At 65.3% G+C, this 26,190-nt stretch carries 29 protein-coding genes and 1 tRNA gene; 14 read left to right on the top strand and 16 right to left on the bottom strand.

The window, feature by feature from the left end:
- Positions 1 to 4 precede the first annotated feature (4 nt).
- The 4 genes from ASC94_RS23210 to gpmA all read right to left on the bottom strand — a co-directional run bounded on the left by ASC94_RS23210 (position 5) and on the right by gpmA (position 4,640).
- A complete protein-coding gene (locus ASC94_RS23210) occupies positions 5 to 769 on the bottom strand; it encodes a HesA/MoeB/ThiF family protein (RefSeq protein WP_056401258.1) in 765 nt (254 codons plus the stop codon).
- 4 nt (positions 770 to 773) lie between these two features.
- Positions 774 to 2,267, bottom strand: coding sequence for a S41 family peptidase (locus tag ASC94_RS23205; RefSeq protein WP_056401256.1), 1,494 nt, complete (start codon positions 2,265 to 2,267; stop codon positions 774 to 776).
- A 23-nt stretch (positions 2,268 to 2,290) separates the two neighbouring features.
- Positions 2,291 to 3,832 (bottom strand): murein hydrolase activator EnvC, encoded by a 1,542-nt coding sequence (locus tag ASC94_RS23200; protein ID WP_056401573.1) that lies wholly within the window; start codon positions 3,830 to 3,832, stop codon positions 2,291 to 2,293.
- Between the two features lie 61 nt (positions 3,833 to 3,893).
- Positions 3,894 to 4,640, bottom strand: a complete 747-nt coding sequence (gpmA, locus tag ASC94_RS23195; RefSeq protein ID WP_056401251.1) for a 2,3-diphosphoglycerate-dependent phosphoglycerate mutase — start codon at positions 4,638 to 4,640, stop codon at positions 3,894 to 3,896.
- 106 nt (positions 4,641 to 4,746) lie between these two features.
- Here gpmA and ASC94_RS23190 point away from each other — a divergent pair, with 106 nt between their 5' ends.
- The 8 genes from ASC94_RS23190 (at position 4,747) to ASC94_RS23155 (ending at position 11,615) form a co-directional block, all read left to right on the top strand.
- On the top strand, positions 4,747 to 5,148 hold the full coding sequence (locus ASC94_RS23190; protein WP_056401249.1) for a rhodanese-like domain-containing protein: 402 nt from the start codon (positions 4,747 to 4,749) through the stop codon (positions 5,146 to 5,148).
- A 20-nt stretch (positions 5,149 to 5,168) separates the two neighbouring features.
- A complete protein-coding gene (gene grxC, locus ASC94_RS23185) occupies positions 5,169 to 5,429 on the top strand; it encodes a glutaredoxin 3 (RefSeq protein ID WP_056401242.1) in 261 nt (86 codons plus the stop codon).
- Between the two features lie 125 nt (positions 5,430 to 5,554).
- Complete coding sequence (secB, locus tag ASC94_RS23180) at positions 5,555 to 6,028, top strand: protein-export chaperone SecB (protein WP_056401240.1); 474 nt, start codon at positions 5,555 to 5,557, stop codon at positions 6,026 to 6,028.
- A gap of 113 nt (positions 6,029 to 6,141) precedes the next feature.
- Complete coding sequence (locus tag ASC94_RS23175) at positions 6,142 to 6,585, top strand: SH3 domain-containing protein (RefSeq protein WP_056401238.1); 444 nt, start codon at positions 6,142 to 6,144, stop codon at positions 6,583 to 6,585.
- Positions 6,586 to 6,595: 10 nt separating this feature from the next.
- Positions 6,596 to 7,639 carry an NAD(P)H-dependent glycerol-3-phosphate dehydrogenase gene (locus ASC94_RS23170; protein WP_056401237.1) on the top strand — a complete coding sequence of 348 codons (1,044 nt, stop codon included), beginning with the start codon at positions 6,596 to 6,598 and terminating at the stop codon, positions 7,637 to 7,639.
- Between the two features lie 173 nt (positions 7,640 to 7,812).
- Positions 7,813 to 8,301 carry a hypothetical protein gene (locus tag ASC94_RS23165; RefSeq protein ID WP_056401234.1) on the top strand — a complete coding sequence of 163 codons (489 nt, stop codon included), beginning with the start codon at positions 7,813 to 7,815 and terminating at the stop codon, positions 8,299 to 8,301.
- Between the two features lie 12 nt (positions 8,302 to 8,313).
- Entirely contained in the window at positions 8,314 to 10,335 is a 2,022-nt protein-coding gene (locus tag ASC94_RS23160) for a hypothetical protein (RefSeq protein ID WP_056401231.1), read from the top strand.
- A 17-nt stretch (positions 10,336 to 10,352) separates the two neighbouring features.
- The gene (locus ASC94_RS23155) at positions 10,353 to 11,615 is read left to right on the top strand and encodes a hypothetical protein (protein WP_056401229.1); all 1,263 of its coding nucleotides are present in this window, start codon (positions 10,353 to 10,355) and stop codon (positions 11,613 to 11,615) included.
- On the opposite strand, the gene ASC94_RS23150 is transcribed toward ASC94_RS23155, so the two are convergent.
- The 8 genes from ASC94_RS23150 to petA form a co-directional block, all read right to left on the bottom strand.
- Positions 11,602 to 12,105: a hypothetical protein gene (locus ASC94_RS23150; protein ID WP_157201551.1), complete on the bottom strand. Its 504-nt coding sequence runs from the start codon at positions 12,103 to 12,105 to the stop codon at positions 11,602 to 11,604. The two genes, ASC94_RS23155 and ASC94_RS23150, sit on opposite strands and share 14 nt — an antisense overlap.
- 156 nt (positions 12,106 to 12,261) lie before the next feature.
- Positions 12,262 to 12,669 carry a cupin domain-containing protein gene (locus ASC94_RS23145; protein ID WP_056401222.1) on the bottom strand — a complete coding sequence of 136 codons (408 nt, stop codon included), beginning with the start codon at positions 12,667 to 12,669 and terminating at the stop codon, positions 12,262 to 12,264.
- Positions 12,670 to 12,872: 203 nt separating this feature from the next.
- Positions 12,873 to 12,948: transfer RNA gene (locus ASC94_RS23140), tRNA-Thr, on the bottom strand.
- 19 nt (positions 12,949 to 12,967) lie between these two features.
- The gene (locus tag ASC94_RS23135) at positions 12,968 to 13,498 is read right to left on the bottom strand and encodes a ClpXP protease specificity-enhancing factor (RefSeq protein ID WP_056401218.1); all 531 of its coding nucleotides are present in this window, start codon (positions 13,496 to 13,498) and stop codon (positions 12,968 to 12,970) included.
- 2 nt (positions 13,499 to 13,500) lie between these two features.
- Positions 13,501 to 14,112 carry a glutathione S-transferase N-terminal domain-containing protein gene (locus tag ASC94_RS23130; RefSeq protein ID WP_050409980.1) on the bottom strand — a complete coding sequence of 204 codons (612 nt, stop codon included), beginning with the start codon at positions 14,110 to 14,112 and terminating at the stop codon, positions 13,501 to 13,503.
- A 117-nt stretch (positions 14,113 to 14,229) separates the two neighbouring features.
- A complete protein-coding gene (locus ASC94_RS23125) occupies positions 14,230 to 14,994 on the bottom strand; it encodes a cytochrome c1 (RefSeq protein WP_056401215.1) in 765 nt (254 codons plus the stop codon).
- 30 nt (positions 14,995 to 15,024) lie between these two features.
- Positions 15,025 to 16,437, bottom strand: a complete 1,413-nt coding sequence (locus ASC94_RS23120; protein WP_056401214.1) for a cytochrome bc complex cytochrome b subunit — start codon at positions 16,435 to 16,437, stop codon at positions 15,025 to 15,027.
- 3 nt (positions 16,438 to 16,440) lie between these two features.
- The gene (petA, locus tag ASC94_RS23115) at positions 16,441 to 17,049 is read right to left on the bottom strand and encodes a ubiquinol-cytochrome c reductase iron-sulfur subunit (protein ID WP_056401212.1); all 609 of its coding nucleotides are present in this window, start codon (positions 17,047 to 17,049) and stop codon (positions 16,441 to 16,443) included.
- Between the two features lie 206 nt (positions 17,050 to 17,255).
- Here petA and mscL point away from each other — a divergent pair, with 206 nt between their 5' ends.
- From mscL to ASC94_RS23100, 3 genes are read left to right on the top strand one after another with little or no spacing between them, the layout of a single operon-like run.
- Positions 17,256 to 17,675: a large conductance mechanosensitive channel protein MscL gene (gene mscL, locus ASC94_RS23110; RefSeq protein ID WP_056401210.1), complete on the top strand. Its 420-nt coding sequence runs from the start codon at positions 17,256 to 17,258 to the stop codon at positions 17,673 to 17,675.
- 45 nt (positions 17,676 to 17,720) lie between these two features.
- A complete protein-coding gene (locus tag ASC94_RS23105) occupies positions 17,721 to 18,881 on the top strand; it encodes a S1C family serine protease (RefSeq protein WP_056401202.1) in 1,161 nt (386 codons plus the stop codon).
- A gap of 18 nt (positions 18,882 to 18,899) precedes the next feature.
- On the top strand, positions 18,900 to 19,589 hold the full coding sequence (locus ASC94_RS23100; protein WP_056401200.1) for a DUF2461 domain-containing protein: 690 nt from the start codon (positions 18,900 to 18,902) through the stop codon (positions 19,587 to 19,589).
- Between the two features lie 22 nt (positions 19,590 to 19,611).
- Here the strand turns inward: ASC94_RS23100 and ASC94_RS23095 are convergent, their stop codons facing one another.
- Positions 19,612 to 20,517 (bottom strand): LysR family transcriptional regulator, encoded by a 906-nt coding sequence (locus tag ASC94_RS23095; RefSeq protein WP_056401194.1) that lies wholly within the window; start codon positions 20,515 to 20,517, stop codon positions 19,612 to 19,614.
- Positions 20,518 to 20,606: 89 nt separating this feature from the next.
- Here ASC94_RS23095 and ASC94_RS23090 point away from each other — a divergent pair, with 89 nt between their 5' ends.
- The 3 genes from ASC94_RS23090 to ASC94_RS23080 all read left to right on the top strand — a co-directional run bounded on the left by ASC94_RS23090 (position 20,607) and on the right by ASC94_RS23080 (position 22,844).
- The gene (locus ASC94_RS23090; RefSeq protein ID WP_056401189.1) at positions 20,607 to 21,695 is read left to right on the top strand and encodes a tartrate dehydrogenase; all 1,089 of its coding nucleotides are present in this window, start codon (positions 20,607 to 20,609) and stop codon (positions 21,693 to 21,695) included.
- A gap of 145 nt (positions 21,696 to 21,840) precedes the next feature.
- The gene (locus ASC94_RS23085) at positions 21,841 to 22,041 is read left to right on the top strand and encodes a hypothetical protein (RefSeq protein ID WP_056401187.1); all 201 of its coding nucleotides are present in this window, start codon (positions 21,841 to 21,843) and stop codon (positions 22,039 to 22,041) included.
- Positions 22,042 to 22,082: 41 nt separating this feature from the next.
- The gene (locus tag ASC94_RS23080) at positions 22,083 to 22,844 is read left to right on the top strand and encodes a GIN domain-containing protein (RefSeq protein WP_056401184.1); all 762 of its coding nucleotides are present in this window, start codon (positions 22,083 to 22,085) and stop codon (positions 22,842 to 22,844) included.
- A 7-nt stretch (positions 22,845 to 22,851) separates the two neighbouring features.
- Here the strand turns inward: ASC94_RS23080 and ASC94_RS23075 are convergent, their stop codons facing one another.
- The 3 genes from ASC94_RS23075 to ASC94_RS23065 are packed head-to-tail and all read right to left on the bottom strand — an operon-like array spanning position 22,852 to position 26,181.
- On the bottom strand, positions 22,852 to 23,790 hold the full coding sequence (locus tag ASC94_RS23075) for a type II secretion system F family protein (protein WP_056401182.1): 939 nt from the start codon (positions 23,788 to 23,790) through the stop codon (positions 22,852 to 22,854).
- On the bottom strand, positions 23,787 to 24,779 hold the full coding sequence (locus ASC94_RS23070; protein WP_056401179.1) for a type II secretion system F family protein: 993 nt from the start codon (positions 24,777 to 24,779) through the stop codon (positions 23,787 to 23,789). Before ASC94_RS23070 ends, ASC94_RS23075 begins: the two co-directional genes overlap by 4 nt.
- Before the next feature lie 34 nt (positions 24,780 to 24,813).
- Positions 24,814 to 26,181 carry a CpaF family protein gene (locus ASC94_RS23065; protein ID WP_056401177.1) on the bottom strand — a complete coding sequence of 456 codons (1,368 nt, stop codon included), beginning with the start codon at positions 26,179 to 26,181 and terminating at the stop codon, positions 24,814 to 24,816.
- Between the last annotated feature and the right edge of the window lie 9 nt (positions 26,182 to 26,190).

Here is a 26,190-nt window from a genome sequence, read left to right as displayed (position 1 = left end):
TCTCCTAAGGTTGCGCGCACACCGGGCACGCGTCGTTGCGGGCGATTTTGATGCTGGTCCATTCCATGCGCAAGCCGTCCAGCAGCAGCAGGCGGCCCGACAGCGGCTCGCCTATGCCCATCAGCAGCTTGAGCGCTTCGGCCGCCTGCATGGCGCCGACCACGCCCACCAGCGGCGCAAACACGCCCATGGTGGAGCAGGCCACGTCCTCGAAGGGCTGGTCTTGCGGGAACAGGCAGGAGTAGCACGGCAGGTCCGCGCTGCGCGCGCTGCCGCCGCGCGGATCGAACACGCTGACCTGGCCGTCGAAGCGGATCACCGCGCCGGAGACCAGCGGCACGCCATGCGCCACGCAGGCGCGGTTGACGGCGTGGCGGGTGGCGAAGTTGTCGGTGCAGTCGAGCACCACGTCGGCCCGGCCCACCAGCTCGGCCAGGCGGGCGTCGTCCGCGCGCTCGACCAGCGCTTCGATGGCAATGGTGGGGTTGATGGCGGCCAGGGTGGCGCGCGCCGATTCGGCCTTGGGTTGGCCCACGCGCGCCATGTTGTGGGCGATCTGGCGCTGCAGATTGGTCAGGTCGACCGTGTCGTTGTCGATCAGGGTGAGCCGGCCCACGCCGGCCGAGGCCAGGTACATGGCGGCCGGGGAACCGAGGCCGCCGGCGCCGATCACCAGCGCGCGCGCGTCCAGCAGTTTCTGCTGGCCCTCGATGCCGATTTCATCAAGCAGGATATGGCGCGAGTAGCGCAACAGCTGGCTGTCGTCCATCGACTTACTGCTTCTTCGGCTTGGCCGGCGCATCCTGCTTGACCGGTTCCTGCTTGGCGGGCTTGGCGGCCGCTTCAGGGTCCAGGTCGCGCGCCTTTTCGGTTTTCGACAGCTGCACCGGCAGGCCCTTGAAGTGGTTCAGCGCCTGCGCCAGCTGGAAGTCGTCCTTGCTGCCGAACTCCACCGGCTTGCGCGTCTTGGACAGGGCCAGCAGGCGCTGCTCTTCCTCCAGCTCGTCGTGCAGCGGCTGCGGCGGCGCCGACGGCAGCTCGGCGTCGTCCTTGTTGTTGAGGTGCTTGACCAGGTCGGCCTCGCGCAAGCGCATGCTGTTCAAGCCGTCCCCCTCGGCGGTTTCGTCGACCAGCATGTCCGGCACGATGCCGCGCGCCTGGATCGAGCGGCCATGCGGCGTGTAGTAGCGCGCGGTGGTGAGCTTGACGGCGGTGTCGGCTGTGAGCTGGCGCAAGGTCTGCACCGAGCCCTTGCCGAAGGTCTGGGTGCCCATGACGACGGCGCGCTTGTAGTCCTGCAGCGCGCCTGCCACGATTTCGGAGGCCGAGGCCGAGCCGGAATTGACCAGCACCACCATGGGTACGCTCTTCAGCGCGGCCGGCAGCTTGGCCAGCGGGTCGCTGTTGGCGCGGCCGGAATAGTATTCGGGGCGCGCATAGAAGGTCTGCTTGGAGTCGGCCAGCTGGCCGTTGGTGGAGACCACCACCGCGTCCTTGGGCAGGAAGGCGGCCGACACGCCGATGGCGCCCGGCACCACGCCGCCCGGGTCGTTGCGCAGGTCCAGCACCAGGCCCTTGATGCCGGGGTTCTGCGCATACAGGTTGCCCAGCTTGCGCGCCATGTCGTCCACTGTCGGCTCCTGGAACTGCGACACGCGCAGCCAGGCGTAGCCCGGTTCGATCATCTTGGCTTTCACGCTCTGCACGCGGATCTCTTCGCGCACGATGGGCACGATGAGCGGCTTGTCCTCGCCCTTGCGCGACAGGGTCAGCACGATTTTCGAGTGCGGCTCGCCGCGCATTTTCTTGATGGCGTCGTCCAGCGACAGGCCGCGGATGGGGGTATTGTCCAGCCGGGTGATCAGGTCGCCGGCCTTGATGCCGGCCTTGAAGGCGGGCGAATCCTCGATCGGCGAGACCACTTTCACGTAGCCGTCCTCGATGGCCACCTCGATGCCGATGCCGACGAACTTGCCCAGCATGGACTCGCGCATTTCCTTGAAGGCTTTTTTGTCCAGGTAGACCGAGTGCGGATCGAGCGAGGCCACCATGCCGGAAATAGCTTCGGTGACCAGCTTCTTCTCGTCCACGTCTTCCACGTAGTCGGACTTGATGAGGCCGAACACGTCGGACAGCTGGCGCAGTTCCTCCAGCGGCAGCGGCATGCCCGGCGCTTTTTGTGCCACAGCGGAAAACTGCAGGGAAGCGGCCACGCCGGCCACCATGCCCAGGCCGATCAGGCCGAAATTCTTGAACTTGTTACCCATGACTTCTTCCGCTGTGTTGGACTTCAGAATTTGACCCAGCCGGCCGGATCGAACTCCTTGCCCTTGTGCCTGAGTTCAAAGTATAAACCCGATTCTTCGTTGCCGCCGGTGTTTCCGGCCGCTGCAATCACCTCGCCGGCCTTGACCACGTCGCCCACGCGGCGCAGCAGCGACTGGTTGTTGGCGTACAGGCTCCAGTACTGGCCGCCGTGGTCGACGATGATCAGGTTGCCGAAGCCGCGCAGCCAGGCCGCGTGCACCACGCGCCCGCTGGCCACCGTGTGCACCTCGGCTCCTTCGGCGGCGCGGATGAACATGCCCTTCCAGCTGGGGCCGTCTCCGCGCTTGCTGCCGAAGCGCGCAGCGACCTTGCCCGCCACCGGCGGGCGCAGCTGGCCCTTGAGCGCGGCGAAGGCGCCGTCCGGCATGGCCGGGGCCAGCGCAATGTCGGCCTTGCGCGCCGGCGGCTCGTCCTTCACCGCCGCCACCTTGCTTTCGTCCACCTCGATCGGCTCCAGCTTGCCGTGCTCGCCGGACGCGGCCGGCTTGCCCGGTTCGGCCTGCGCGGTCTGCGCCGGCGCGGCCGGCGGCGTCGGGCCCGGCGGCGGGGCGACGGCAGCCGGCGGCAACGGCAGCGGCGCCGGCTTGGGCTTGCCCTCGGCCTTGGCGATGCGCTCGCGCTCGGCCTGCTCGGCCCTGGCCTTGGCCAGCGCCTCGGCGCGCGCCTTGGCCTGCTCGCGTGCCTTGGCCTGCGCCAGCGCCTTCGCTTCGGCGTCCGCCCTGGCCTTGGCGGCCCTGGCGGCGGCCACGCGTTCCAGGCGCGCCTTCTCGGCGGCGGCCGCCCTGGCTTGTTCTTCGATCAGCTTGCCCAGCTTGTCCACCAGCCCGGCCATGCGCTGCTCGTCCTGCGCCACCTTGCCGGCTTCCTTGCGCTGCGCCACCAGGCGCTGCGACAGGCCGGCCAGCACCGCGGCGCGCTTGGCTTTTTCCTTCACCAGCAGCTCTTTCTGCTGGCGTTCTTCCTGCGCGATTTCTTCCAGCTCGTCGCGCGCGTTCTGCGCCTCGGCCTGGTTGGCCTCCACCGCGCGCAGATTGGCGCGCAGCGATTCCAGCAGCCGCGCCTGCGCCTGCGACACATAGGCCATCAGCTGCAGGTCGCGGTTAATGCGGTTCGGGTTGTCCCCGGACAGCAGCAGCTTGATGCGGTCTTCATTGCCCGCCACGTATTGCTCGCGCAGCAGCTTGGCCAGCTGCTGCTTCTGCTGCTCCACCGTGGCTTGCAGGCGCGCGCGCTCCTCGCCCAGCGTTTGCAGCTTGACGTTGGTCTGGGCTTGCTCCTCGGACAGCTCGCGCAGGCTGCGGTTGGCGTTGGAGATCGCCTCCTCGGACTCGGCCAGGGTGTCGGCTGCGTCCTCGCGGGCGCTTTCGGTCTTGCCGATGTCACGCTTGAGCTCGTTGAGCTTTTGCTGCAGGCCGGCGCGCTCGGCTTCGGCCTGCAGTTTCTGCTTGCTGCGTTCGGTGGGCTTGGCGGGCGCGGCGTGCGCAGGCACCGCCGCGCCCAGCATCAGCAGGAGCGACAGCGCCGCCCCCGCGCTGCGGGTGGTAGAAGACCAGGACATCTATTGCTTACTTGGCCTTGCCTTGGTTGGCTACCGCAGCTTGCGCAGCGGCAATGGCGGCCGGGTCGCCCAGGTAGTAGTGGCGGATCGGCTTCAGGTCGGCGTCCAGCTCATATACCAGCGGCTGGCCGTTGGGGATGTTCAGGCCGACGATGTCGCTGTCGCTGATGCCGTCGAGCATCTTGATCAGCGCGCGCAGGCTGTTGCCGTGGGCCGAGATGATGATTTTCTTGCCGGCGCGGATGGCCGGGGCGATTTCCTCGTCCCAGGCCGGCATCACGCGCGCCACGGTGTCCTTCAGGCATTCGGTGAGCGGGATGCTGTCCTTGGGCAGGCCGGCGTAGCGCGGGTCGTTGAAGGAGGTGCGGTCGTCGTCCGCCTCCAGGGCCGGCGGCGGGGTGTCGTAGCTGCGGCGCCAGACCAGCACCTGCTCGTCGCCGTACTTGGCGGCGGTTTCGCCCTTGTCCAGGCCCTGCAGCGCGCCGTAGTGGCGCTCGTTCAGGCGCCAGTCGTGCTTGATCGGCAGGTACATCATGTCCATTTCGTCCAGCGACAGCCACAAGGTGCGGATGGCGCGCTTGAGCACCGAGGTGTAGGCCAGGTCGAAGGTGTAGCCTTCCTGTTTCAGCACTTGGCCGGCGGCTTTCGCCTCAGCAATACCTTTTTCAGTCAGATCCACATCGGTCCAGCCGGTGAAGCGGTTTTCGAGGTTCCAGGTGGACTCGCCGTGACGCATGAAGACAATTTTGTACATGGGAACTATCTATTAAAGTGTGAAAAAATCTGCGGGAGGCAGCGTTCCAGCCTCTGTTCAGCTTCTATTTTATAATGCGCGCATAACCTATAACCATTGGAACACCGTGAAATTCCTTATTGATCAGATTTTTCTTATTGGCATCGTTGCCCTGTCGGGCGGCGCGCTGCTGTGGCCGGTACTGACCCAGCGCGGCAAAAAAGTCTCCCCGGCCGAGGCCGTGCAGTTGATAAACCGCGCCAAGACCACCATCTTGGATGTGCGCGAAGGCAAGGAATACGCCGACGGCCACTTGCCGGATGCCAAGCATATCCCGGCAGGCGAGCTCAAGCAGCGCATCGCAGAACTGGAAAAATTCAAGAACCGCACCATCGTCGTGGTCTGCCAGAAGGGCGGACGGGCGTTCGGCGCGGCAAAGATCCTGGAAGGGGCTGGATTCGACAACGTGGTCGTCCTGGAGGGCGGCCAAGCCGCCTGGCAGACCGCAGGCTTGCCAGTAGCCAAATAATTGACAGAGGAACTATCATCATGACAGCCCCAGTAACCCTGTACAGCACCGCAGTGTGCCCCTATTGCGTGCGCGCCGAGCGCCTGCTGGAAGCCAAGGGCGTGACCGGCATCAACAAGATCCGCGTCGACCTCGACCCGGAACAGCGCGTATTGATGATGCAGAAAACCGGCCGCCGCACCGTGCCGCAAATCTATATCGGCGACACCCATGTCGGCGGTTTCGACGATTTGTATGCGCTCGATCAAGCCGGCGGCCTGGACCCCTTGTTAAAAGGCTGACCGCCCTCAAATTGGTTTTGCTACAATTGCTGCGCATTGGCGCGCCCGTCCCCCGTGGATGCGGCGCGCGGATACCCTAACTGCGGGCGGTTCTGCCGCTCTTTTCCAATATATGAAAGCGCACCATGTCTGACGAAAATCTGCAACCAGTCTTCCAAATCCAACGCGTCTACCTGAAAGACATGTCGCTGGAACAGCCGAACTCCCCAGCCATTTTCCTGGAACAGGAAGCGCCTGCGATCGAAGTGGCGCTGGACGTGGCTGCCGAGCCGCTGGCCGAAGGCATCTTCGAGTCGACCGTCACCATCACCGTGACCGCCAAGATCAAAGACAAAGTGGCTTTCCTGGTTGAAGGCAAGCAAGCCGGTATCTTCGAAGCGCGCAATATTCCAGCCGAGCAGCTGGATCCGCTGCTGGGCATCGGTTGCCCGAACATCGTGTACCCTTACCTGCGCGCCAACATCGCCGACATGATCACCCGCGCCGGCTTCCCGCCCGTGCACCTGGCCGAGATCAACTTCGAAGTGTTCTACCAGCAGCGCCTGCAAGCCCTGGCCGAGCAGCAAGCTGCTGCCCCAGCCGAAGGCGCAGCACACTAATCGCTGAGCGATTGGATGCTGGACCGGCAGCGCGCGGTGCGCGCTGCCATCCCAAAGGCCGGCAGCGGCCTTTGCGTTTTTCCACTCCCGAATTCTGAATCAGAGGCCCCGGTATGACACTCTTCCGATGGATCGCAGGCGCAGCACTGCTGCTGGCCGCTACGGCCGGGCACGCGCTCGACTTCAAATCGGTGGGCGCGGCCCCGGCCATCCTGTATGACGCGCCGTCCACCAAGGGCGGCAAGCTGTTCGTGGCGCCGCGCGGCATGCCGCTGGAAGTGGTGCTGAGCTACGGCGAATGGGTCAAGGTGCGCGACGCCAGCGGCGACCTGGCATGGACCGAGGCCAAGGGCCTGAGCCCCAGGCGCACCCTGGTGGTGCGCGCCGCCAACACCAAAGTGCGCGCCAGCGCCGACGACAATGCCGCCACCGTGTTTACCGCCGACAAGGGCGTGCTGCTGGAGCTGGCCGAGTCGGCCGGCAACGGCTGGGTCAAGGTGCGCCATCGCGACGGCCAGAGCGGCTACGTAAAAAGCAGCGATATCTGGGGCATTTAAGAAGGCAGCCATGCAGAACCATCAACATGCCGCCGGCGCGCGCCGGATCAGCGTGCTCGGCGCGGGCGCCTGGGGCACGGCCGTGGCCATGGCGCTGGCCGCCCGCCACGATGTCTTGTTGTGGGGGCGCAACAATGCCGCCATGCATGAAATGGCAGCCGCGCGCGACAACCTGCACTACCTGCCCGGCCATCCCTTCCCGCCCGGCCTGCGCGTGGGCGGCGACTTCGGCGCCGCGCTGGCGCACGGCAGCGACCTGCTGATCGCGGCCTGCCCGGTGGCCGGTTTGCGCCCGCTGCTGGAACAGCTCAAGGCCGCGCAGCACAGCGGCCGCGTGCTGCCCAACCTGGTATGGCTGTGCAAGGGTTTCGAGTACGACACCGGCCTGCTGCCGCACCAGATCGTGCACGCGGTGCTGGGCGACAGCGTGCCCGGCGGCGCCCTGTCCGGCCCCTCGTTCGCGCAGGAAGTGGCGCGCGGCCTGCCGTGCGCGCTGACCATCGCTTCCAGCTCGGCCGCGCTGCGCGACTGCGTGGTGGGGGTAATGCACGGCGGCAATGTGCGGGTCTACAGCAGCGCCGACCTGGTGGGCGTGGAAGTGGGCGGCGCGGTCAAGAACGTGCTGGCCATCGCCACCGGCGTGGCGGACGGCCTGGGCCTGGGCTTGAACGCCCGTGCCGCCCTGATCACGCGCGGCCTGGCGGAAATCACCCGCCTCGGCACCGCCCTGGGCGGCGCGGTGGAAACCTTCATGGGCCTGACCGGCATGGGTGACCTGATCCTCACCTGCACCGGCGACCTGTCGCGCAACCGGCGCGTCGGCCTCGGCCTGGCGCAGGGCAAGGCGCTGGACACCATCGTCAGCGAGCTGGGCCACGTGGCCGAGGGCGTGCCCTGCGCCAAGGCCGTGCGCGAGCTGGCGGCCCGCCTGGGCGTGGACATGCCCATCACCAACGCGGTGGCCGGCGTGCTGTTCGACGGCGACCAGCCGCAGGCCCTGGTGGCGCAGTTGCTGGCGCGCGATCCGCGCGGCGAAAATGGCTTGCCTGTGTGAAATATCCGGTGTTTAAAAGTTAAATAATATTCCGTCAATTGTCATTTTGCCGAACAAAATAAATCGAACGCACGGTTGAATCCGCCACTAATTTGCCTTAATTTTGTGCGAAACTAGTTGTCATGCAGCGCGGCAACGTTCTGCTCTTCCTTTATTTCAGAAGATCATCGGCAATGAAACCTACTCGCACTTTCGTCGCACACCCCAGCAATGACCAGGACGGCCAGCAGGCCAGGCAGCGCCGCCGCTTCATCAAACTGATGTCGGCCGGCGCCGCAGGCATGGCCCTGCAAGCCTGCGGCGGCGGCGGCGCAGCCGCCAGCGCCGCCACTACCCAAGGCGGCCCGCCGCCTGCCGAGGGCGTTTTGCCGCCGAGCACCGCTTCGGGTGGCAGCAGCGGCCCTTCCGCACTGGTGCCGGCCAGCACGCCGCCGGTGTGGACCGCCGTGCCGACGCTGACGTTCACGCAAGGCGTAGCCAGCACTATTTCCATTTCCAAATACGTCAAGAGCGCCAGCGGCGGACCGCTGGCCATCGCACTCAACAACATCGCCCTGCCGCCCGGCGTGACCTACAACGCCCGCACCTTGTCCTTTGTCTACGACGGCATCGGCGCGGTGGGCAGCACGGACGGCCATGTGCTGACCGCCAGCGATATCTGACAGGCTGATCCTATGTCACAGTCCTCTTCCAACCCCTTCACCATCCAGGTGCAGGCGCCTGCGGCATTCTTCGCCACGTTTTCGCTGAGCTCGGCGACCGGCGGTGCCAACCTGCCGTTCACCCTGGGCCAGGCCTTCCGCCAGGGCCAGGTGCCGGCCGGCAAATTCGTCGGCAGCAGCCTGGCCGGCCTGCAGGTGACGCCCAAGAACTACTGGCCGGACGGCTCGCTCAAGTTCGCCATCCTGTCCGGACGCGCCACCCTGGCGGCCAATACCGCCCAAAGCTACACGCTGAACGCGGCCGGCGCGGCCGCCACGTCCGCCGCGCTCGGCACGGCCTCGCTGCGCGCCACCAACCTGGCCGCCGCCGTGGGCGCGGGCAGCTTCGGCACGGCCAGCTGGTCGGGCGCCGACTGGGACACGCCCTTCCTGGCCTGGGTCAGCGGCCCGGCCATGAGTTCCTGGATCTACCGCAAGCCCATCGGCAGCGACGCGCACCTGGTGGCGTGGCTGGAAGTGCGCCTGTATGCGGGCGGCGCGGTGGAAGTGCTGCCGTGGGTGGAGAACGGCTACCTGAAAGTGGCCGGCCCCACCAACAAGAGCGCCACCTACAGCTTCACCCTGGGCGGCACGCAGCGCTTCAGCGCCGCCATCGACCTGCCCCACCACTGCCGCACCGTGCTGCTGCAAGGCACGGCGCACAGCCACTGGCTGGCCGCCGACCCGGGCATCGCACCGAGCCACGACAAGGCCTACCTGCAAGCGTCGCGCCTGGTGCCGCATTACCGCGCCACTGTGCCGTCCACGGCGCCCGCGCTAAGCGGACTGACCAGCTCATACTCTCCCCTGCAGCAAGGCAACTATTCAAATGCCATGGGCCAAACCGGCTACCACGGCGCAATCGGCCTGATCCCGGAATGGGAGGCACTCTACCTGACCAGCAGCGATGCCCGCCCCTACGCCGCCGTGATATTCAATGGCTACGCAGCAGGCCGCTACGGCATCCACTTCCGCGACGAAACCACGCAACGGCCGCTGCGCTTTTCAAGCTATCCTAATCTTGTAGCGAGCGGCACCAGCGCAGTGGCAGGGGTCGGCGGGTCAACCAAGGGCCAGACCACGCCAGCCGCGAGCGGCACTGCCGCCCCCGTATGGGATACGCCCCACCACCCGTCCGTGGGTTACACCGCCTACCTGCTGACCGGCCGGTTCTATTTCATGGAAGAGGTGCAGTTTTCCGCCACGCTGGGCTATCTGAAAAATCCGGATAACCACCGTAACTATTCCGCCGGGCTGTTTTTGTCCAATTCGGGCTCAAACACCACGCGCGGCGCGGCATGGTCGCTGCGCACGCTGGCGCAGGCGCTGTGCGCTACACCGGATGACGACACTGCGCTGCGCGGTGAGTTCAGCGCTTCGCTGGCGGCCAACGTCGAGTACTACCACAGCACCTATGTAGCCAAGCCCAACAACCAGTTCGGGTTTGTTGTTCCCTACACCAACTATACGCAGGGAACCGGCGTGCAGTCCGAAGCAACCTGGCAGCAAGACTTCTTCACTGCAGCCATCGGCTATGCCATTGATCTGCGTCCGCCGCTGGCTGCAGCCGTACTGGTGAAGCTGAACGCTTTCTTTGCCTGGAAAGCCCAAAGCGTCATCGGCCGCCTGGGCGGCACCACCAGCGGCGAGTATCTGTACTGCGACGCCGCGCAATACTACATGCCGGTGGCGCCGGTCGAGCGTGCCGATTTTGAAGGCGGCACGGGCCCTTGGTACGCCAGTTGGGGAGACTTGTATTTCGCAGCCCAGCGCACGCGTAATCCCGGCGTCGCCGGCCCGCTGCGCGGCGGCAATTTCCCGGATGCCACCGGCTACTGGGGCAATTTACAGCCGGCCATTGCGTATGCCGTTCAACACGGCGTGCCCGGCGCGCAAACGGCATACAATCGCATGATCAGCGCCAGCAACTGGAATGAACTGGCCGCTGGCTGGAACAAGTCGCCCGTATGGGGCGTACAGCCGCGCGCCGATTAATTCAGTCAAGGAAAGTTATGAGCCAAGCATCGTCCAACGCCTTCACGGTTTCCGTGGCTGCCAATCCCGTCGCACGTCCGGTGTTGCCGGCATGGGTACCGCCAGCCGGGTATTTCGCCGACGTGCCGATGACCAACACACCAATGAGTGTCACGCCGTCGATATACAACCGCGACAATTACATCATGAACACGCCCTTCGTCATCTGGGGCGGCAGCGCGATCCTGCGCGACTATGGGGATTACGGCGCTCAGGTGTACTATTCGGCGGGCCACGAGTCCTCTCCCGGCTTGCCTAACCTGCAGTTCACACTGATTTGCGACTTCACTACGCTGACATGGAAAACAGCCAACGTGCCATTGCAAAGCAACGCAGCGGGGAGCTTTGACGCGAACGGCTACGCAGCCGACGGCACGCCCTACAATCCTCACAGCTATCTTGGTCTGCAGGAAATGCCTGCGGCGTGGGGCGGGGCACCGAAAGGAACGCTGGTGTCGTTCTTCTGGGGCGGTTCCCGCTTCCCCAACCGGGTGAAGCTGATCGATGTTTCGCGCGCACAGCTGGGCTATAGCAAGCTGGCCACGCGCCAGCCGCAAAACGCCGTGCCAAGCGAAATCCGGTTCTCGGCCGGCGGAGCTGGCGGCAACTACCCGATCACGGTGATTGACGAACAGCGCCAGGGGTGGTGGGCATCCGTAACCGGTATGGTCGACTATACGCTGTTCATCAGCAAGAGCGGCGAGGTCACCCAGTACCCTGCTTTGGGCGGCAATTTGTCCAATGGCGTACTCGCGCTTTGCCCTAAACTGAATCTGCTGGTAGCGGTGGACGGCGGCTATATCAACGGCTCGTATGCCAATGGCTCCTACCGAACATTGCACATCCGAAACCTGGCTACCGGCACAGTGACGCGCAACACCACGCTGGGCACGGTTCCTGCGCTACTGGGCGGGTACGACGGCGGCGGCCTTAACTTCCACCGGCCCGATACGATGGGCCTGGAATGGGTGGAAGAGCTGGGTGCCATGTTCGGCCTGGATCAGTCCAAGTCGCCGCCTGAGCTGGTGAAGCTGACGCCCCCCGCCACCAATCCGGCCACCAACCCGTGGACGTGGAGCACGGTCACGGTACAGCACTGGGATAAGGATGTGGGGGGCCAGGCTCAGTTGCAAGCGGCCCAGAACGGCGCCTGGTCGAAGTTCCGCTGGTCCAGGCAGCTGCAAGGCTTTGTGTTCTGCAGTGACCAGACCCGCAAACCGCAGATCATCAAAATAACTTAAGTCCCGGCAGGAAGGCGAAGCTGGCCAGCAGCACGGCCAGCACAGCCAGCACCACCACCGCCAGCCAGCGCAGGCGGTGCCAGACACGGCGGCGGGATTTGAAATAGTCCTGCAGCGCCGCTTCGTTCTGCGCGATCAGGCTGCCGATGCTGTACCAGCCGTGCACCGACACGCGCGACAGCCCCGCTTTCGCGCGCTGCTCGGTCAGGTCGTCGGCACGGTCCTGCAGCGCGACGGTTTCGGGGGTGGTGGTCAGGATGATCAGCTCCTCCACCGGATGCGGGAAGCCGTCGAGCTCGCGCACCGCCGCGTCCAGGTTGGCGATGCTGAGCGACTTGCCGAAGCTGCGGCTGCGGCCCTTGCATTGCAACACCATCACCTTGCCGTTCGGCAGCCTGGCCCAGGCATCGGCGCCGTGCTCGCGGCGGTCCTGCGGTCCCCAGCGCTCAAATTTCACGCCGTGGACCGCCGACATCAGACTGCGGCTCAAGCGGTCAAAATCCTGCCAGCTGGCAGGTTTCGGATAGTCAGCAACAATGCGCCCCATGTTCTTCCTTTGGCGAAGATGTCATTTTTATCATATAAAAATGACATCTTTCAGCATGGAAGTCAAGCATTGTGCAGCGCGGCAGGCCAGGGGCGTCGCCTATTTGGCAAAGGTAGCCAGCGGCTGGCCCTTTTGCACCAGGTACGTGGCCAGTTCGGACGCCTTGCCAGGGCCGACGTTCTTGGCCACGTGCATGGCGCCGGCCGGGATGAAGACGGCGTCGCCCACCTTCAGCGTAACGGGCGGCTTGCCTTCGATGCGGTATTCCAGCGTGCCTTCCAGCACGAACGCGACCTCCTCGCCGGGGTGGGCGTGCTTGGGCGATTCCACGCCTTCGGCGAAATCGACGCGCACCTGCAGCACTTCGCGGCCGGGGACGCTGAAGTCGCTCTTCAGGATGTCGGTGCGCTTCAAGCCCTGCATCTGCACTTGCGCCTGCGCGGCCTGCGCCATCAGCGCGCTGCCGGCGATCACTGCTGCTGCCATCATGGTGTGTACGGTTTTCATTGGCGTGTCCTTTTTCTGCGTTGACCGGATCGGATATCGATTCCATGCAGCCATTACACCGGCTGCGTGTATCGCGCTTGTGTCGCGATCGGCGCGCAGGAAGTCGGCATGTGTCCAGCGCCCCGCCGGACACACGCGGATACAAGAAAGACGCCCGCCAATGCAAAAAGCCCAGCCATGAAGGCTGGGCTTTTTGTCGTATCTGGTGCCGACTGCCGGTTTCGAACTGGCCACCTGATGATTACAAATCAACTGCTCTACCAAATGAGCTAAGTCGGCGTTGCGCGAAGATTATACGCTATTTGATACGCGTGAGGGTGGGGCGTCCGCCGCCTTTTTTGGGCGGCTCGCCGCCGCCGTCCGGGCCATCCGGACCGTCGCCGCCGTCGGTGCCGGCCGGGCGCGGCTGCGGCGCCGGGGTCGGCACAGGGGCCAGGGTAGGCGCGGCGGACACCGGTGCCAGCGGCGCCGGAGCGGGCGCGGGCGCCGAGGCGGCCGGGGCGTCGTCGTAGCCGCCCAGTTGCGGCTCGAAGGCCATGCCCTGGCCGTTCTCGTTGGCGTAGATCGCCATCACATTGTTCACCGGCACGTAGATCTCGCGCGACACGCCGCCGAAGCGGGCGTGGAAGCGGATGCTGTCATTGTCCATCTTCAGCCCGGAGGTGGCGCCGAAGCTGATGTTGAGCACGATCTCGCCCTTCTTGACGTATTCCATCGGCACCGTGGTGGCGGCGTCGACTTTCACGGCCAGGTAAGGCGTGTAGCCGCTGTCGGTGCACCATTCGTAAATGGCGCGCAGCATGTAGGGCTTGGTGGAAATCTCGGACATGATCAGCGGCGCATGACCTTCTCGGACGGCGTCAGCGCTTCGATGTAGGCCGGGCGCGAGAAGATGCGCTCGGCGTATTTCATCAGCGGCGCGGCGGTCTTCGACAGCTCGATGCCGTAATGGTCCAGGCGCCACAGCAGCGGGGCCACGGCCACGTCCAGCATGGAGAACTCGTCGCCCAGCATGTACTTGTTCTTCAGGAACAGCGGCGCCAGCGTGGTCAGGCGGTCGCGGATTTCCGCGCGCGCCTTGTCGTGGCTCTTGTCGTTGGCCTTGGCGCGCTCGCTTTCCAGCGTGTGCACGTGCACGAACAGTTCTTTTTCGAAGTTGAACAGCATCAGGCGGGCACGCGCGCGCATCAGCGGGTCGGCCGGCATCAGCTGCGGGTGCGGGAAGCGCTCGTCGATGTACTCGTTGATGATGTTCGATTCGTACAGGATCAGCTCGCGCTCGACCAGGATGGGCACCTGGCCGTACGGGTTCATGGTGGAAATGTCTTCCGGCTTGTTGAACAGGTCGACGTCGCGCACTTCAAAGTCCATGCCTTTTTCAAACAGGACCAGGCGGCAGCGTTGCGAAAATGGGCAGGTTGTACCCGAATAGAGAACCATCATTTTTGTAGTTCCTTAGAAACAAAATGGGATGCAGCCGCGAACGGCTCACCCCAGAACGCGCCCGCCACGCGGGCGGCGCACAAAACAACATAGCCGGCCCGGGGCCGGCATGCTCACTTATTTGACCTCTTTCCAGTACGATGCGTTCAATCGCCAGGCCAGCAGCGCGAAGCCGGTCAGGAAAATCAGCACCCACACGCCGAGGCGTTTGCGGGTCTGCGCGGCCGGTTCGGCCATCCACTCCATGTAGCCGACCAGGTCCGCCACGTTGGTGTCGAAGGTCAGCTTGTCCATGGTGCCGGGCTTGACCTGCTCGAAGCCGGCGAACTTGTGCACGACCTTGCTGGCATCGTGCGGATCTTTTTCCTCGACAAACTTGGCCACCTGCACGCCTTGCAGTTCATGCAACACGTGCGGCATGGCCACGTTCGCCACCATCAGGTTGTTCCAGCCGTTCGGGCGGGTGTCATCCTTGTAGAAGGTGCGCAGATAGGTGTACAGGTAGTCGCCGCCGCTGCCGCCGGGGCCTGCCTTGGCGCGCGAAATCACCGACAGGTCTGGCGGCACCACGCCGAACCAGGCCTTGGCATCCTTTGCCGGCATGGCCGTGGTCATCATTTCGCCCACTTTTTCGCCGGTAAACAACAGGTTGCCCTTGATCTGCTCTTCCGTCAGGCCCAGGTCCTTGAGGCGGTTAAAACGCATCGAAGACGCATTATGGCAGTTCAGGCAGTAGTTCACAAACAACTTGGCGCCATTTTGCAGCGCAGCCATGTTGGTGGAGCGGTCCGGCGCCTTGTCCAGCGGGTGGCCGCCTTCGCTTGCCAGGGCCAGGCCCGGCAGCAGCGCCAGGATCGCGAGCAGTTTCTTTGCAAAATTCATATCTAGTCCTCTTGAGCTGTGGTCGGCGGATCAGTGCGGATGGAAAGTCACGCGGGAAGGCACAGGTTTGAACTGGCCCATCGCGCTCCACCACGGCATCAGCAGGAAGAAGAAGAAATAGTACAGCGTGCACACTTGCGACACGATGGTGCCCACGGTGCTGGGCGGCTGGGTGCCCAGGTAGCCCAGCGTGATGAAGGACAGGCCGAACACGGCGTACACGTATTTGTGCCAGTCCGGACGGTAGCGGATCGACTTCACCGGCGAGTGGTCCAGCCACGGCAGGAAGGCCAGGATTACCACGGAACCGCCGAAGAACACCACGCCCCAGAATTTCGCGTCCAGCACCGACGGCAGCATGCCGACGATGGCCACCAGCGCCACCACGGCGATGATGGCCTTGGTGGTGAACGCCAGGCGCGACTTGAGCCACAGGAAGGCCACGTAGGCGGCCACGGCCACCATCAGCACCCACATGAAGTCGGCGGTGGTGGCGCGCAGCACCGAGTAGAACGGCGTGAAGTACCAGGTCGGCGCGATGTGCAGCGGGGTCTTCAGCGAGTCGCCCGGCAGGAAATTGTTGTATTCCAGGAAATAGCCGCCCATTTCAGGCGCGAAGAACACCACGGTGCTGAAGATCAGCAGGAAGATCGACACGCCAAACAGGTCGTGCACGGTGTAGTAAGGGTGCGACGGGATGGAATCGACCGGGTGGCCGTCCGGGCCCAGGTTTTCCTTCACTTCGATGCCGTCCGGATTGGATGAGCCCACTTCGTGCAGCGCGATCAGGTGGGCGGCAACCAGGCCCAGCAGGACCAGCGGGATGGCGATCACGTGGAAGGCGAAGAAGCGGTTCAGGGTGGCGTCGGACACCACGTAGTCGCCGCGGATCCACAGCGACAGGTCGGGGCCGATCAGCGGAATGGCGCCGAACAGGTTGACGATCACCTGGGCGCCCCAGTACGACATCTGGCCCCATGGCAGCAGGTAGCCGAAGAAGGCCTCGGCCATCAGGCACAGGAAGATGGCGAAACCGAACAGCCAGATCAGTTCACGTGGCTTGCGGTAGGAACCGTACAGCAGGCCGCGCGTCATGTGCAGATAGACGATGATGAAGAAGGCGGAGGCGCCGGTCGAGTGCATATAACGTACCAGCCAGCCCCACGGCACTTCGCGCATGATGTATTCCACCGAACCGAAGGCCAGGTTGGCGTCCGGCTTGTAGTGCATGGTCAGGAAGATGCCGGTGACGATCTGCAGCACCAGCACCAGCATGGCCAGCGAACCGAAGATGTACCAGAAATTGAAGTTTTTCGGGGCGTAGTACTTGCCCCACTGGTCGTTCCACAGCTTGGACAGCGGGAAGCGGTCGTCCACCCAGCCCAGCGCCTTTTGCGCAGCCGGGGCGTTGGCGGGGAGTTTGGTCTCTTTGAACGCTGCCATGGTTTATGCCTCGCCTTTCTCGTCTTTGCCGATCACCAGCTTGGTGTCGCCCAGATACATGTGACGCGGAACCTGCAGGTTATCCGGCGCAGGCTTGTTCTTGTAGACGCGGCCGGCCATGTCGAAGGTGGAGCCGTGGCATGGGCACAGGAAGCCGCCTTCCCAGTCGTCCGGCAGCGAAGGCTGCGGTCCCGGGGTGAATTTCGACGATGGCGAGCAGCCGAGGTGGGTGCAGATGCCCACCGCGACCAGGATTTCAGGCTTGATGGAGCGGTGTTCGTTGCGGCAGTATTCGGGGGTGAATTCTTCGGGGTTGCGCTTGGAGTCGGCGTCGGCCACCTTGCCGTCGGTCTTTTTCAGCGATGCCACCATCTCGGGGGTGCGCTTGAGGATCCAGACCGGCTTGCCGCGCCACTCGACAGTGCGCATTTCGCCCGGTTGCAGCGTGGAGATATCAACTTCGACTGGAGCGCCTGCCGCTTTCGCTCGCTCGGACGGCTGGAAGGTGCTTACCAGGACACCGGCAGTGGACAGTCCTACCACGCCACCTGCCGCGCATGTTGCGGCGATCAAGCCACGACGGCCAGAATCGACCTGCTTATCGTTACTCATACCAAACCCCAATCATCAAATTGCGAAATAGTTATTATGCGTCAACCAAGCTTCCAGCAACCTTAGATTATAGGTGAAGCCAAAACCGTTTTAAAGCGAAACGTTGCATTTGTCTAAATTCCGCCCCATGGCGATCGTCGCAAACTATCGACCAGTTGCTAAAAAACACGTTATGATCAGCTATACAACATAGCAAGGAGGACACCATGGGCATGATGCAGGAATTCAAAGACTTCGCCATGAAGGGCAATGTGGTCGACCTGGCGGTCGGCGTGATCGTGGGCGCGGCCTTCAGCAAGATCGTCGATTCCCTGGTGCAGGACATCATCATGCCGCCGATCGGCAAGCTGATCGGCGGGCTGGATTTTGCCAACTATTACCTGCCGCTCAACGGCCAGGCCGCCAACCTGAGCCTGGCGGAAGCGAAGAAGCTGGGCGCGGTGCTGGCGTACGGTAACTTTCTGACCATCCTGTTAAACTTCATCATCCTCGCGTTCATCATCTTCCAGATGGTGCGCGTGCTGCAGAAAGCCCGCAAGGCCGAACCCGCTCCGGCGGAAGCGGCGGCGCCGACTGCCGAGGACATCCTGCTGCTGCGCGAAATCCGCGACGCGCTGAAAAAATAAGCCGGACGGCACGCACCGCCCGGCGGCAACGTTTAGGACGGTATCATGCGACGACTGTGGTTATTGTTTGCACAAGCGGTGACCGTGGTCCTGGCGCTGTACTTCGTCTACAGCGCCATGCGGCCGGACTGGCCCGGACTGCCGGGCCTCGGGCCCCGCGCGCCGTCCCTGCCGGCCGCCGGCGCCGCCCGCAGCGCCCTGCTCAACAACGCCGCGCCCTCGCCCGGCTCCTACCGCGCGGCGGCCGCGCAAGCCATGCCGGCCGTGGTCAACGTGCTCACCACCAAGGCGCCGCGCCGCAAGCATCCGCTCACGCGCGATCCCTTCTTCAAGAAATTCTTCGGCGACCGCGACCGGGACGGCGACGAGGACGACCAGTCCAGCCTGGGCTCGGGCGTGATCGTCAGCCCGCAGGGCTACATCCTCACCAACAACCACGTGGTGGACGCCGCCGACGAGATCCAGGTGGTGCTGGCCGACGGCCGCAAGGCGGCCGCCAAGGTGGTGGGCACCGACCCTGAAACCGACCTGGCCGTGATCAAGGTGGACCTGGACAAGCTGCCGGTGATCGTGCTGGGCCACGCCGAGCAGGCCAAGGTGGGCGACGTGGTGCTGGCCATCGGCAACCCCTTCGGCGTGGGCCAGACCGTCACCATGGGCATCATTTCCGCGCTCGGGCGCAACAATCTGCACATCAACAACTTCGAGAACTTCATCCAGACCGACGCCGCCATCAACTTCGGCAACTCGGGCGGCGCGCTGATCGACACCAGCGGCAACCTGCTGGGCATCAACTCGGCCATCTATTCGCAGACCGGCGGCTCGGTGGGCATCGGCTTCGCCATCCCGGTCTCCACCGCCAAGAACGTGATGGACGCCATCATCACCTCCGGCCACGTGGTGCGCGGCTGGATAGGCGTGGAATCGCAGGAAATCACGCCCGAGCTGGCCGACAGCTTCGGCCTGAAGGTGCAGAGCGGCGCCATCATCGCCGGCGTGGTGCGCAACGGCCCGGCCGACCAGGGCGGCATGAAGCCGGGCGACATCCTGCTGTCGGTCGAGGGCAAGACCGTGAACGACACCAACGACATGCTGAACCTGATCGCCCAGCTGCCGCCGGGGGAAAAAGCTACAATGCGGGTGCTGCGCAAGAGCCGCGAGACGGACCTTGCCATTACCGTGGGCAAGCGCCCGGTTTCACGCTAAATCACTCTCCCATCCGACATGCACCTGCGCGACCTGAAGAACTACCTCACCGAACTGGCCGACAACAACAACCGCCCCTGGTTCATCATGAACAAGCCGCGCTACGACATCCTGCGCGAAGAATTCCTGGAACTGGTCACCCAGGTGATCATCGAGCTGGGCAAGTTCGATCCGGCGGTGAAGTTCTGCAATCCGAAGAAAGCCATGTTCCGCATCAACCGCGACGTGCGCTTCGCCCACGACAAGAGCCCGTACAAGACGCGTTTCTCGGCCGCCATCGCGCCCAACGACATGCGCCGCCCGTCCAAGGCCGGCGGGCCCACCTATTACTTCCAGCTGGACGGCGAGGGCCGGCTGCTGTTCGGCGCCGGCGAATACATGCCGCCGCCCGAGCGCACCAGGGCCCTGCGCAAGCACATGGTGGAGGATGCGGCCGGCTTCTCCAAAGCGCTCAAGAACAAGGCCCTGAAGGCGCGCTACGGCACCATCCAGGACGAGGGCAAGCTGCAGCGCCCGCCCAAGGGCTTCGACGCCGATCACGAGCACATCGAATTCATCAAGCTGAAGAGCTTTTTCGTGTGGACCGAGATGAAGCTGGACCTGAACAAGCCCGACCTGCTGCTGCCCCTGATCGCCAACGGCCTGAAGGACGCCTACCCGCTGGTGACCTGGATGCGCTCGGCCAAGGTCGAAGAGTTGGCGGAGTAAGGCGCAGGTGCCGCAGGGCTGGTCAACCGTTCAGCCACTGCTCGATAAACTCGACGCAGACCCGCACCTTGGCCGAGGTGGACAGCCGCGACGTATAGACCGCCCACACGTCCGCCGGCTGGGCATAGCCCGGCAGCACCCGCTGCAGCTCGCCGCGCGCCAGCGCCGGCCCCACATCCCAGATCGAACGCAAGATGATGCCATGGCCGTCCAGCGCCCACTGGTGCACAATCTCGCCATTACTGGCCGATAGCGGCCCGCGCACCTTCACCGATTCCACGCCGCCAGGCCCGGTAAGCTGCCAGCGGCCGGCATTCTGCTCATGCCCCTGGTCACGCTCGCGGATGACGATGCAGTGGTGCCGCGCCAGTTCCGCCAGCGAGGCTGGCGCGCCATGCCGCGCCAGGTAGGACGGCGCCGCGCACAGTACGCGCTGGTTGGCCGCAATGCGCCGCGACATCAGGTGCGGCTCATGCGCCTCGCCCACGCGGATATCGAGGTGAAAGCCTTCGCCGATCAAGTCCACCGGCCGGTCCAGCAGTTCCAGCTGCACTTCCAGCGCCGGATAGCGCAGCGCCAGCGCAGAGATGGCCGGCGCCACGCGGTTGCGGCCGAAGCCCGAACTGGTGCAGATGCGCAGCAGCCCACTGGGCGCGCTCCGCTCGCTCGACACCGCGTCGCGCATCTGGTCCACGTCCTCCAGGATGCGCAGCGCCCACTGGTGCACCACTCCGCCCTGCTCGGTCAGCGTGACGTTGCGCGTGGTCCGGTGCAGCAACTTCACCTGCAAGGCTTGCTCCAGCAAGGCAATGCGCTTGCTCACGTACGCGTTCGACACGCCCAGCGCCCGCGCGGCGGCGGCGAAACCGCGCTCGCGCACCAGGGTACAGAACAGCCGCAGGTCTGCCAGCAGAGGTTGATTGTTCACGATATGTGTACGCCGGGATTACGAATCAGCCGATTATAGCGCCGCAGATTAACGCTATGCTGCACACACACCAACAGGAGGAGTCCCTCATGAAAACACACCGCATCGCAGTCATCGCCGGCGACGGCATCGGCCAGGAAGTCATGCCGGAGGGCTTGCGCGCCGTGCAGGCGGCCGCCGGCAAGCACGGTTTGCCCCTGGAATTCACCACCTTCGCATGGGCCGACTGCCAGTATTACGCGCAGCACGGCAAAATGATGCCGGACGACTGGTTCGCCCAGCTGAAAGACTACGACGCGATCTACTTCGGCGCAGTCGGCTGGCCGGACACGGTGCCCGACCATGTTTCGCTGTGGGGCTCGCTGATCAAATTCCGGCGCGAGTTCGACCAGTACGTCAACCTGCGCCCGGTACGGCTGATGCCGGGCGTGCCCTGCCCGCTGGCCAACAAGCAGCCGGGCGATATCGATTTCTTCGTGGTGCGCGAGAACACCGAGGGCGAATACTCGTCCGTGGGCGGTCGCATCTTCGAAGGCACCGAGCGCGAGACGGTGCTGCAGGAAGCCGTGTTCACCCGCAAGGGCGTGGACCGCATTCTGAAGTACGCCTTCGAGCTGGCGCAGAGCCGCCCGAAGCAGCACCTGACCTCGGCCACCAAGTCCAACGGCATCGCCATCAGCATGCCCTACTGGGACGAGCGCGTGAAGCAGATGGCGGGGCACTACCCCGACGTGCGCTGGGACCAGTACCACGTCGACATCCTGGCGGCGCGCTTCGTGCTCAGCCCCGAGCGCTTCGACGTGGTGGTGGCGTCCAACCTGTTCGGCGACATCCTGTCCGACCTGGGCCCGGCCTGCACCGGCACCATCGGCATTGCGCCGTCGGCCAACCTGAACCCGGAGCGCGCCTTCCCCTCGCTGTTCGAACCGGTGCACGGTTCGGCACCCGACATCGCCGGCAAGAACATCGCCAATCCGGTGGCCATGATCTGGTCCGGCGCGCTGATGCTGGACTTCCTCGGCCAGGGCGACGCGCAGCGGCAGGCCGCATTTCAGGCGGCGCACGACGACATCATGCGCGCCATCGAGACCGTGCTGGTGCAGGGCCCGCGCACGCCGGACATGGGCGGCACGGCCAGCACCACGGCCATGGGGGAAGCCATCGCCGCGCTGATCTGAGCGCCCGGGTTCGCATTTTTGCAGTTCATGTCGCCGATTCGGCAGTTCGTCGCACTCCGGTGGAGTGGTGCCTTGGGTTTATCTATAGTTCACTCATCGCAAACGCAAACACAAACGCAGCACCCCACCAGACAAGGAGCACATCATGAACATCGCAAAAAACATGGAAGCCATCTTCATCGCCACCGTCGCCCTGGCAGGCGTTGCAAGCTTCGCCACCGCAGCCGTGCCAGCCACCGCACCGGCTCCCGTCACCGTCACCGTCGCCAAGGCCGCTCCCATGCAGGTCGTGACGATTACCGCCAAACGGCTGAGCGCTGCCGAAAAAGCCGCGCTCGCCAATTAATCGCCACGCCACGCCACGCAGACCACCACACGGAGCACGCAATGAACAACTTTATCAGCGCCACGATGATGGCAGTCACCCTGTACGCGACGCACGGCGCCGCGGTAGCGCAGGAACTGGCCAGCGAAAGCCGCAGCATCGACGCGCGTGCCGTGAAGGTGGTGCTGGACGGCGTGATCAGCCTGAGCGTGAAACAAGGCCCGACCGCGTCGCTGGTGGTCACCGGCGACAAACGCTACCTGCCAAAAGTCACCGTGGTGCAGAGCGGCGACACGCTGCGCATCGGCACCGAACTGCGCGGCGTGCAAATGCACAGCCATAACCTGCGCGCCGAACTGACCCTGCCCAACCTGCGCGAACTGGTGTCGGCCGGCGTCGGCTCGACCGAGGTGAGCGGGTTCACCGGCGACGAGATGCGCGTGGCGCTGGAAGGCGCGGGCGCCGTCAACCTGACCTCGCGCTACCGCACCGTGAACGCCAGGCTGACCGGCGTGGGCAGCATGCACGTGAACGCCGGCGAGTCCGACACGGTGGGCATCGATTTGCGCGGCGCCGGCCAGATGGTGGTCAGCGGCCAGAGCAAGAACCTGAACGCCAAGCTGGGCGGCATCGGCAGCCTGGACGCGCAGCAGCTGCGCGCCGACAGTGTGGACGTCGACCTTAGCGGCCTGGGCGGCGCCACTGTGTACGCCAAAACCAGCGCCAACCTGCGCCTGAGCGGCCTCGGTTCGGCCACCGTGTACGGCAAGCCGGCCAACCGCAGCGCCAGCGCGCGCGGCCTGGGCAGCGTGGCCTGGAACTAGGCCAGGCTCAGCGCCCGCCGACGGCGGGCAGCAGCACGCGGGACATTTGCAGCATGGCCGGCCCCAGCAGCACCATCATCAGGGTGGGGAAGATGCAGAAGATCAGCGGGAACAGCAGCTTGAGCGCGATCTTCGCGGCCGCTTCCTCGGCCAGCATGCTGCGCTTGCTGCGCAAATTCTCGGCATGCACCCGCAGCGAGTCGCCCATGCTGGTGCCGAAACGCTCGGACTGGATCAGCATGGCCACCAGCGTATCCACATCCTCCACGCCGCTGCGCAAGGCCAGGTTGCGCAAGGCCTTCTCCTTGCTGAAGCCGGCCCGCATCTCCATCAGCACCAGCTGCAGTTCCTGCGCCAGCACCACGCTCTTGATGTGCACTTCGCCGGCCACCTTGGCCAGTGCGCGCTCCAGGCTCAGGCCCGCCTCCACGCACACCGTGAGCAAGTCCAGCGCATCGGGCAGATGCTCGAAGATGTCGCGCTGGCGGCGCGCGGCGGTGCGCGCCAGCAGCGCGTTGGGCAGGTAATAGCCCACGGCCGCCGCCCCCAGCAGGAAGTACAGCCAGCCGCCGCCCATGGTGCCGCCCTTCAGGCCGGCCACCAGCGCCGGCAGCAGCAGCGCCAGCACGCTCTTGCCGGCGAAGTAGAAAGTAGGCGCCGATGCGTGGCGCCAGCCTGCCGTCATGAAGCGCGTGCGCAGCGGCGAGCGCTCCCAGCCCTCCTCCGGCAGCGACAGGCGCATGAACGGCTGCGCCACCTTGGCGGCGCGCTCCACCCAGCCGGACGGCGTCTCGGCCGTGCCCTCGGGCAGCGCGTGCGCGGCCAGGCGCTGGCGCAGTGCGCCGGGCGCGAACAGCAGCATGGCCGCCAGCGCCACCAGCAGCACCGCCAGGAATACCACCGCCAGGAACAGCAGGTGGTTCAGGTCCAGCTGCGCGGCGCTCATATGCGTATCCTGATCAGCTGGCGCATCCACAGCAGGCCGCCCAGCATGGCGCCGGCGCCGTACCACAGCAGCTTCACGCCGGCCGGATCGGTCCACAGCTGGCTGATGTATTGGTAGCTGGTGAGCGACATCAGCGCCATGGTCCCCAGCGGCAGCAGGCCCAATATCCAGGCCGACATGCGCCCCTCGGCCGAGAGCACGCGGATCTGCGCCAGCAGGCGCAGGCGGGCGCGCACCATGCGCGAGATATTGCCCAGCAATTCGGCCAGGTTGCCGCCCGACTCGCGCTGGATCAACACCGCAATCACCAGGTAGCGCAGGTCGGTCAGCGGCACCCGCGCGGCCAGGTTGTGCAAGGCTTCGTTCATCGGCACGCCATAGTTGATCTCCTCGTAGGCGGTGCGGAATTCGCGGCCGATCGGCTCGGGCATTTCGTTGCCCACCATGTGCAGCACGTTGGCAAAGGAGTGTCCGGCGCGCAGCGCGCGGCTGAGGAAATCGGCCGCCTCCGGCAGCTGCTCCTGCAGCTTGGCCAGGCGCGCACTGCGGGCCCGGTACAGCAGCAGCGCCGGCCCCACTACCGCAGCGGCCAGCGCCAGCAGCTGCGCCGGACGCGGCAAGCCGGCCAGCGGCGGCAGCAGCGCCGCCGCCAGCAGCAGCGCCAGCTGCGCACCCAGCAGGCGGGCCACGCTCCAGCCCAGGCCGGCCTGCAGCAGCAGCCGGTCCAGCAGCGCCGCCAGCGGCAGCAGCGGCGCGCGCCGCAGCAGCTGCTCCAGCCACGGCGCATGGCTGTAGCGGCGCTGCTTGAGAATGGTGACGCGCGGCCCCAGGCCGCCGTCGTCGCCGCGCGCGGCCATCAGTTCCAGCCGGCGCGCGATGCGGCGCGCGCCGCCGCCGTGGGTGCCCGACCACCACAGCCACGCCCCCTCGATCAGCAGGATCACGGCGGCGAACAGCAGCACTACGAAAGAGGAAAACACCAGGTCCATATGCGTCTCCAGATAAATTGAGGCCGCCACGCGCCTATTCGTAGATCTTGTCCGGGTCGAAGACGCTGTCCGGCACGGCCGCGCCGAACAGGCGCAGGCGGTCGGCGAAGCGCGGCCGCACGCCGGTGGCGCGGAACTGCCCCTGCACCTTGCCGTCGCCGTCCACCCCGGTCTGCTCGTAGCGGAAGATCTCGTGCATGGCGATCATGTCGCCCTCCATGCCGGTGATTTCCTGCAGGCTGACCAGCTTGCGCGCGCCGTCCGTCAGGCGCGACACCTGCATCACCACTGTGATGGCCGAGCAGATCTGCTGGCGGGTGGCGCGCGGAGTCAGTGTCAGCCCGGCCATGCCCACCATGTTTTCCAGCCGCGAGAGCGCGTCGCGCGGCGTATTGGAGTGGATGGTGGCCAGCGAGCCTTCGTGGCCGGTGTTCATGGCCTGCAGCATGTCCACCGCCTCGGCGCCGCGCACCTCGCCCAGGATGATGCGGTCGGGCCGCATGCGCAGCGCGTTGCGCACCAGGGCGCGCTGCGTCACCTCGCCCTTGCCCTCGATATTGGGCGGGCGCGTCTCCAGGCGCACCACGTGCGGCTGGCGCAGCTGCAGCTCGGCCGCGTCCTCGATGGTGACCACGCGCTCGCTGCCGGGGATGAAGCCGGACAGCACGTTGAGCAAGGTGGTCTTGCCGCTGCCGGTGCCGCCCGAGATCAGGATGTTGATCTTGGCGTGGCCCAGCGCCTCCAGCACCTGCACCATGGGCGGCGTGACGCTCTTGTAGGCCAGCAGGTTGGCCACCGTCAGCGGCTGCACCGCGAAGCGCCTGATCGACAGCATGGGGCCGTCGATCGCCAGCGGCGGGATGATGGCGTTAACGCGCGAACCGTCCGGCAGGCGCGCGTCCACCATGGGGCTCGACTCGTCGATGCGGCGGCCCACGCGCGAGACGATCTTCTCGATGATCTTCATCAGGTGGGCGTTGTCGTGGAAGGTCACCCCGGTCAGCTCCAGCCGGCCGGCGCGCTCGACGTAGACCTTGGACCAGGTGTTGACCAGGATGTCGGACACGCCGGCATCGGCCAGCAGCGGTTCGAGCGGCCCGAAGCCCAGCATCTCGTGCTGGATGTCGAGCACCAGGCGGTGCCGCTCCTGCTGGTTGAGCACGATGCGCTCGTCCTCGATCACGCGCTGCACCAGCAGCGCCAGCTCGTGCTTGAACTGCTCCGGCGTGAGGCGCTTCAGGCGCTCCAGGTCGATGCGGTCCAGTATGGTCTGGTGCATGGTCTTGCGCAGTTCCTGGTAGGAGGCGTCGGGCAGGCTGCCCATCGCCCCCGGCTGCAAGCCCACCACGTTGCTGCTGCCGCGCGGCTCGTCGCCGCTGGCCAGGCGTTCCCGCAAACTCATGTCGCTCTC

The sequence above is a fragment of the Massilia sp. Root418 genome, assembly GCF_001425265.1.
Lineage (GTDB): Bacteria > Pseudomonadota > Gammaproteobacteria > Burkholderiales > Burkholderiaceae_D > Rugamonas.
The sequence above is the reverse complement of the archived record's forward strand: the minus strand, read 5'-3'. Positions and strand labels throughout refer to the sequence as shown.

What these genes read in the sequence shown, in the direction of transcription:
- ASC94_RS23210 (WP_056401258.1), bottom strand. Translation starts at nt 769, where the DNA reads ATGGACGACAGCCAGCTGTTGCGCTACTCGCGCCATATCCTGCTTGAT.
- ASC94_RS23205 (WP_056401256.1), bottom strand. Translation starts at nt 2,267, where the DNA reads ATGGGTAACAAGTTCAAGAATTTCGGCCTGATCGGCCTGGGCATGGTG.
- ASC94_RS23200 (WP_056401573.1), bottom strand. Translation starts at nt 3,832, where the DNA reads ATGCTGGGCGCGGCGGTGCCTGCGCACGCCGCGCCCGCCAAGCCCACC.
- gpmA (WP_056401251.1), bottom strand. Translation starts at nt 4,640, where the DNA reads ATGTACAAAATTGTCTTCATGCGTCACGGCGAGTCCACCTGGAACCTC.
- grxC (WP_056401242.1), top strand. Translation starts at nt 5,169, where the DNA reads ATGACAGCCCCAGTAACCCTGTACAGCACCGCAGTGTGCCCCTATTGC.
- secB (WP_056401240.1), top strand. Translation starts at nt 5,555, where the DNA reads ATGTCTGACGAAAATCTGCAACCAGTCTTCCAAATCCAACGCGTCTAC.
- ASC94_RS23175 (WP_056401238.1), top strand. Translation starts at nt 6,142, where the DNA reads ATGACACTCTTCCGATGGATCGCAGGCGCAGCACTGCTGCTGGCCGCT.
- ASC94_RS23170 (WP_056401237.1), top strand. Translation starts at nt 6,596, where the DNA reads ATGCAGAACCATCAACATGCCGCCGGCGCGCGCCGGATCAGCGTGCTC.
- ASC94_RS23165 (WP_056401234.1), top strand. Translation starts at nt 7,813, where the DNA reads ATGAAACCTACTCGCACTTTCGTCGCACACCCCAGCAATGACCAGGAC.
- ASC94_RS23160 (WP_056401231.1), top strand. Translation starts at nt 8,314, where the DNA reads ATGTCACAGTCCTCTTCCAACCCCTTCACCATCCAGGTGCAGGCGCCT.
- ASC94_RS23155 (WP_056401229.1), top strand. Translation starts at nt 10,353, where the DNA reads ATGAGCCAAGCATCGTCCAACGCCTTCACGGTTTCCGTGGCTGCCAAT.
- ASC94_RS23145 (WP_056401222.1), bottom strand. Translation starts at nt 12,669, where the DNA reads ATGAAAACCGTACACACCATGATGGCAGCAGCAGTGATCGCCGGCAGC.
- ASC94_RS23135 (WP_056401218.1), bottom strand. Translation starts at nt 13,498, where the DNA reads ATGTCCGAGATTTCCACCAAGCCCTACATGCTGCGCGCCATTTACGAA.
- ASC94_RS23130 (WP_050409980.1), bottom strand. Translation starts at nt 14,112, where the DNA reads ATGATGGTTCTCTATTCGGGTACAACCTGCCCATTTTCGCAACGCTGC.
- ASC94_RS23125 (WP_056401215.1), bottom strand. Translation starts at nt 14,994, where the DNA reads ATGAATTTTGCAAAGAAACTGCTCGCGATCCTGGCGCTGCTGCCGGGC.
- ASC94_RS23120 (WP_056401214.1), bottom strand. Translation starts at nt 16,437, where the DNA reads ATGGCAGCGTTCAAAGAGACCAAACTCCCCGCCAACGCCCCGGCTGCG.
- petA (WP_056401212.1), bottom strand. Translation starts at nt 17,049, where the DNA reads ATGAGTAACGATAAGCAGGTCGATTCTGGCCGTCGTGGCTTGATCGCC.
- mscL (WP_056401210.1), top strand. Translation starts at nt 17,256, where the DNA reads ATGGGCATGATGCAGGAATTCAAAGACTTCGCCATGAAGGGCAATGTG.
- ASC94_RS23105 (WP_056401202.1), top strand. Translation starts at nt 17,721, where the DNA reads ATGCGACGACTGTGGTTATTGTTTGCACAAGCGGTGACCGTGGTCCTG.
- ASC94_RS23100 (WP_056401200.1), top strand. Translation starts at nt 18,900, where the DNA reads ATGCACCTGCGCGACCTGAAGAACTACCTCACCGAACTGGCCGACAAC.
- ASC94_RS23090 (WP_056401189.1), top strand. Translation starts at nt 20,607, where the DNA reads ATGAAAACACACCGCATCGCAGTCATCGCCGGCGACGGCATCGGCCAG.
- ASC94_RS23085 (WP_056401187.1), top strand. Translation starts at nt 21,841, where the DNA reads ATGAACATCGCAAAAAACATGGAAGCCATCTTCATCGCCACCGTCGCC.
- ASC94_RS23080 (WP_056401184.1), top strand. Translation starts at nt 22,083, where the DNA reads ATGAACAACTTTATCAGCGCCACGATGATGGCAGTCACCCTGTACGCG.
- ASC94_RS23075 (WP_056401182.1), bottom strand. Translation starts at nt 23,790, where the DNA reads ATGAGCGCCGCGCAGCTGGACCTGAACCACCTGCTGTTCCTGGCGGTG.
- ASC94_RS23070 (WP_056401179.1), bottom strand. Translation starts at nt 24,779, where the DNA reads ATGGACCTGGTGTTTTCCTCTTTCGTAGTGCTGCTGTTCGCCGCCGTG.
- ASC94_RS23065 (WP_056401177.1), bottom strand. Translation starts at nt 26,181, where the DNA reads ATGAGTTTGCGGGAACGCCTGGCCAGCGGCGACGAGCCGCGCGGCAGC.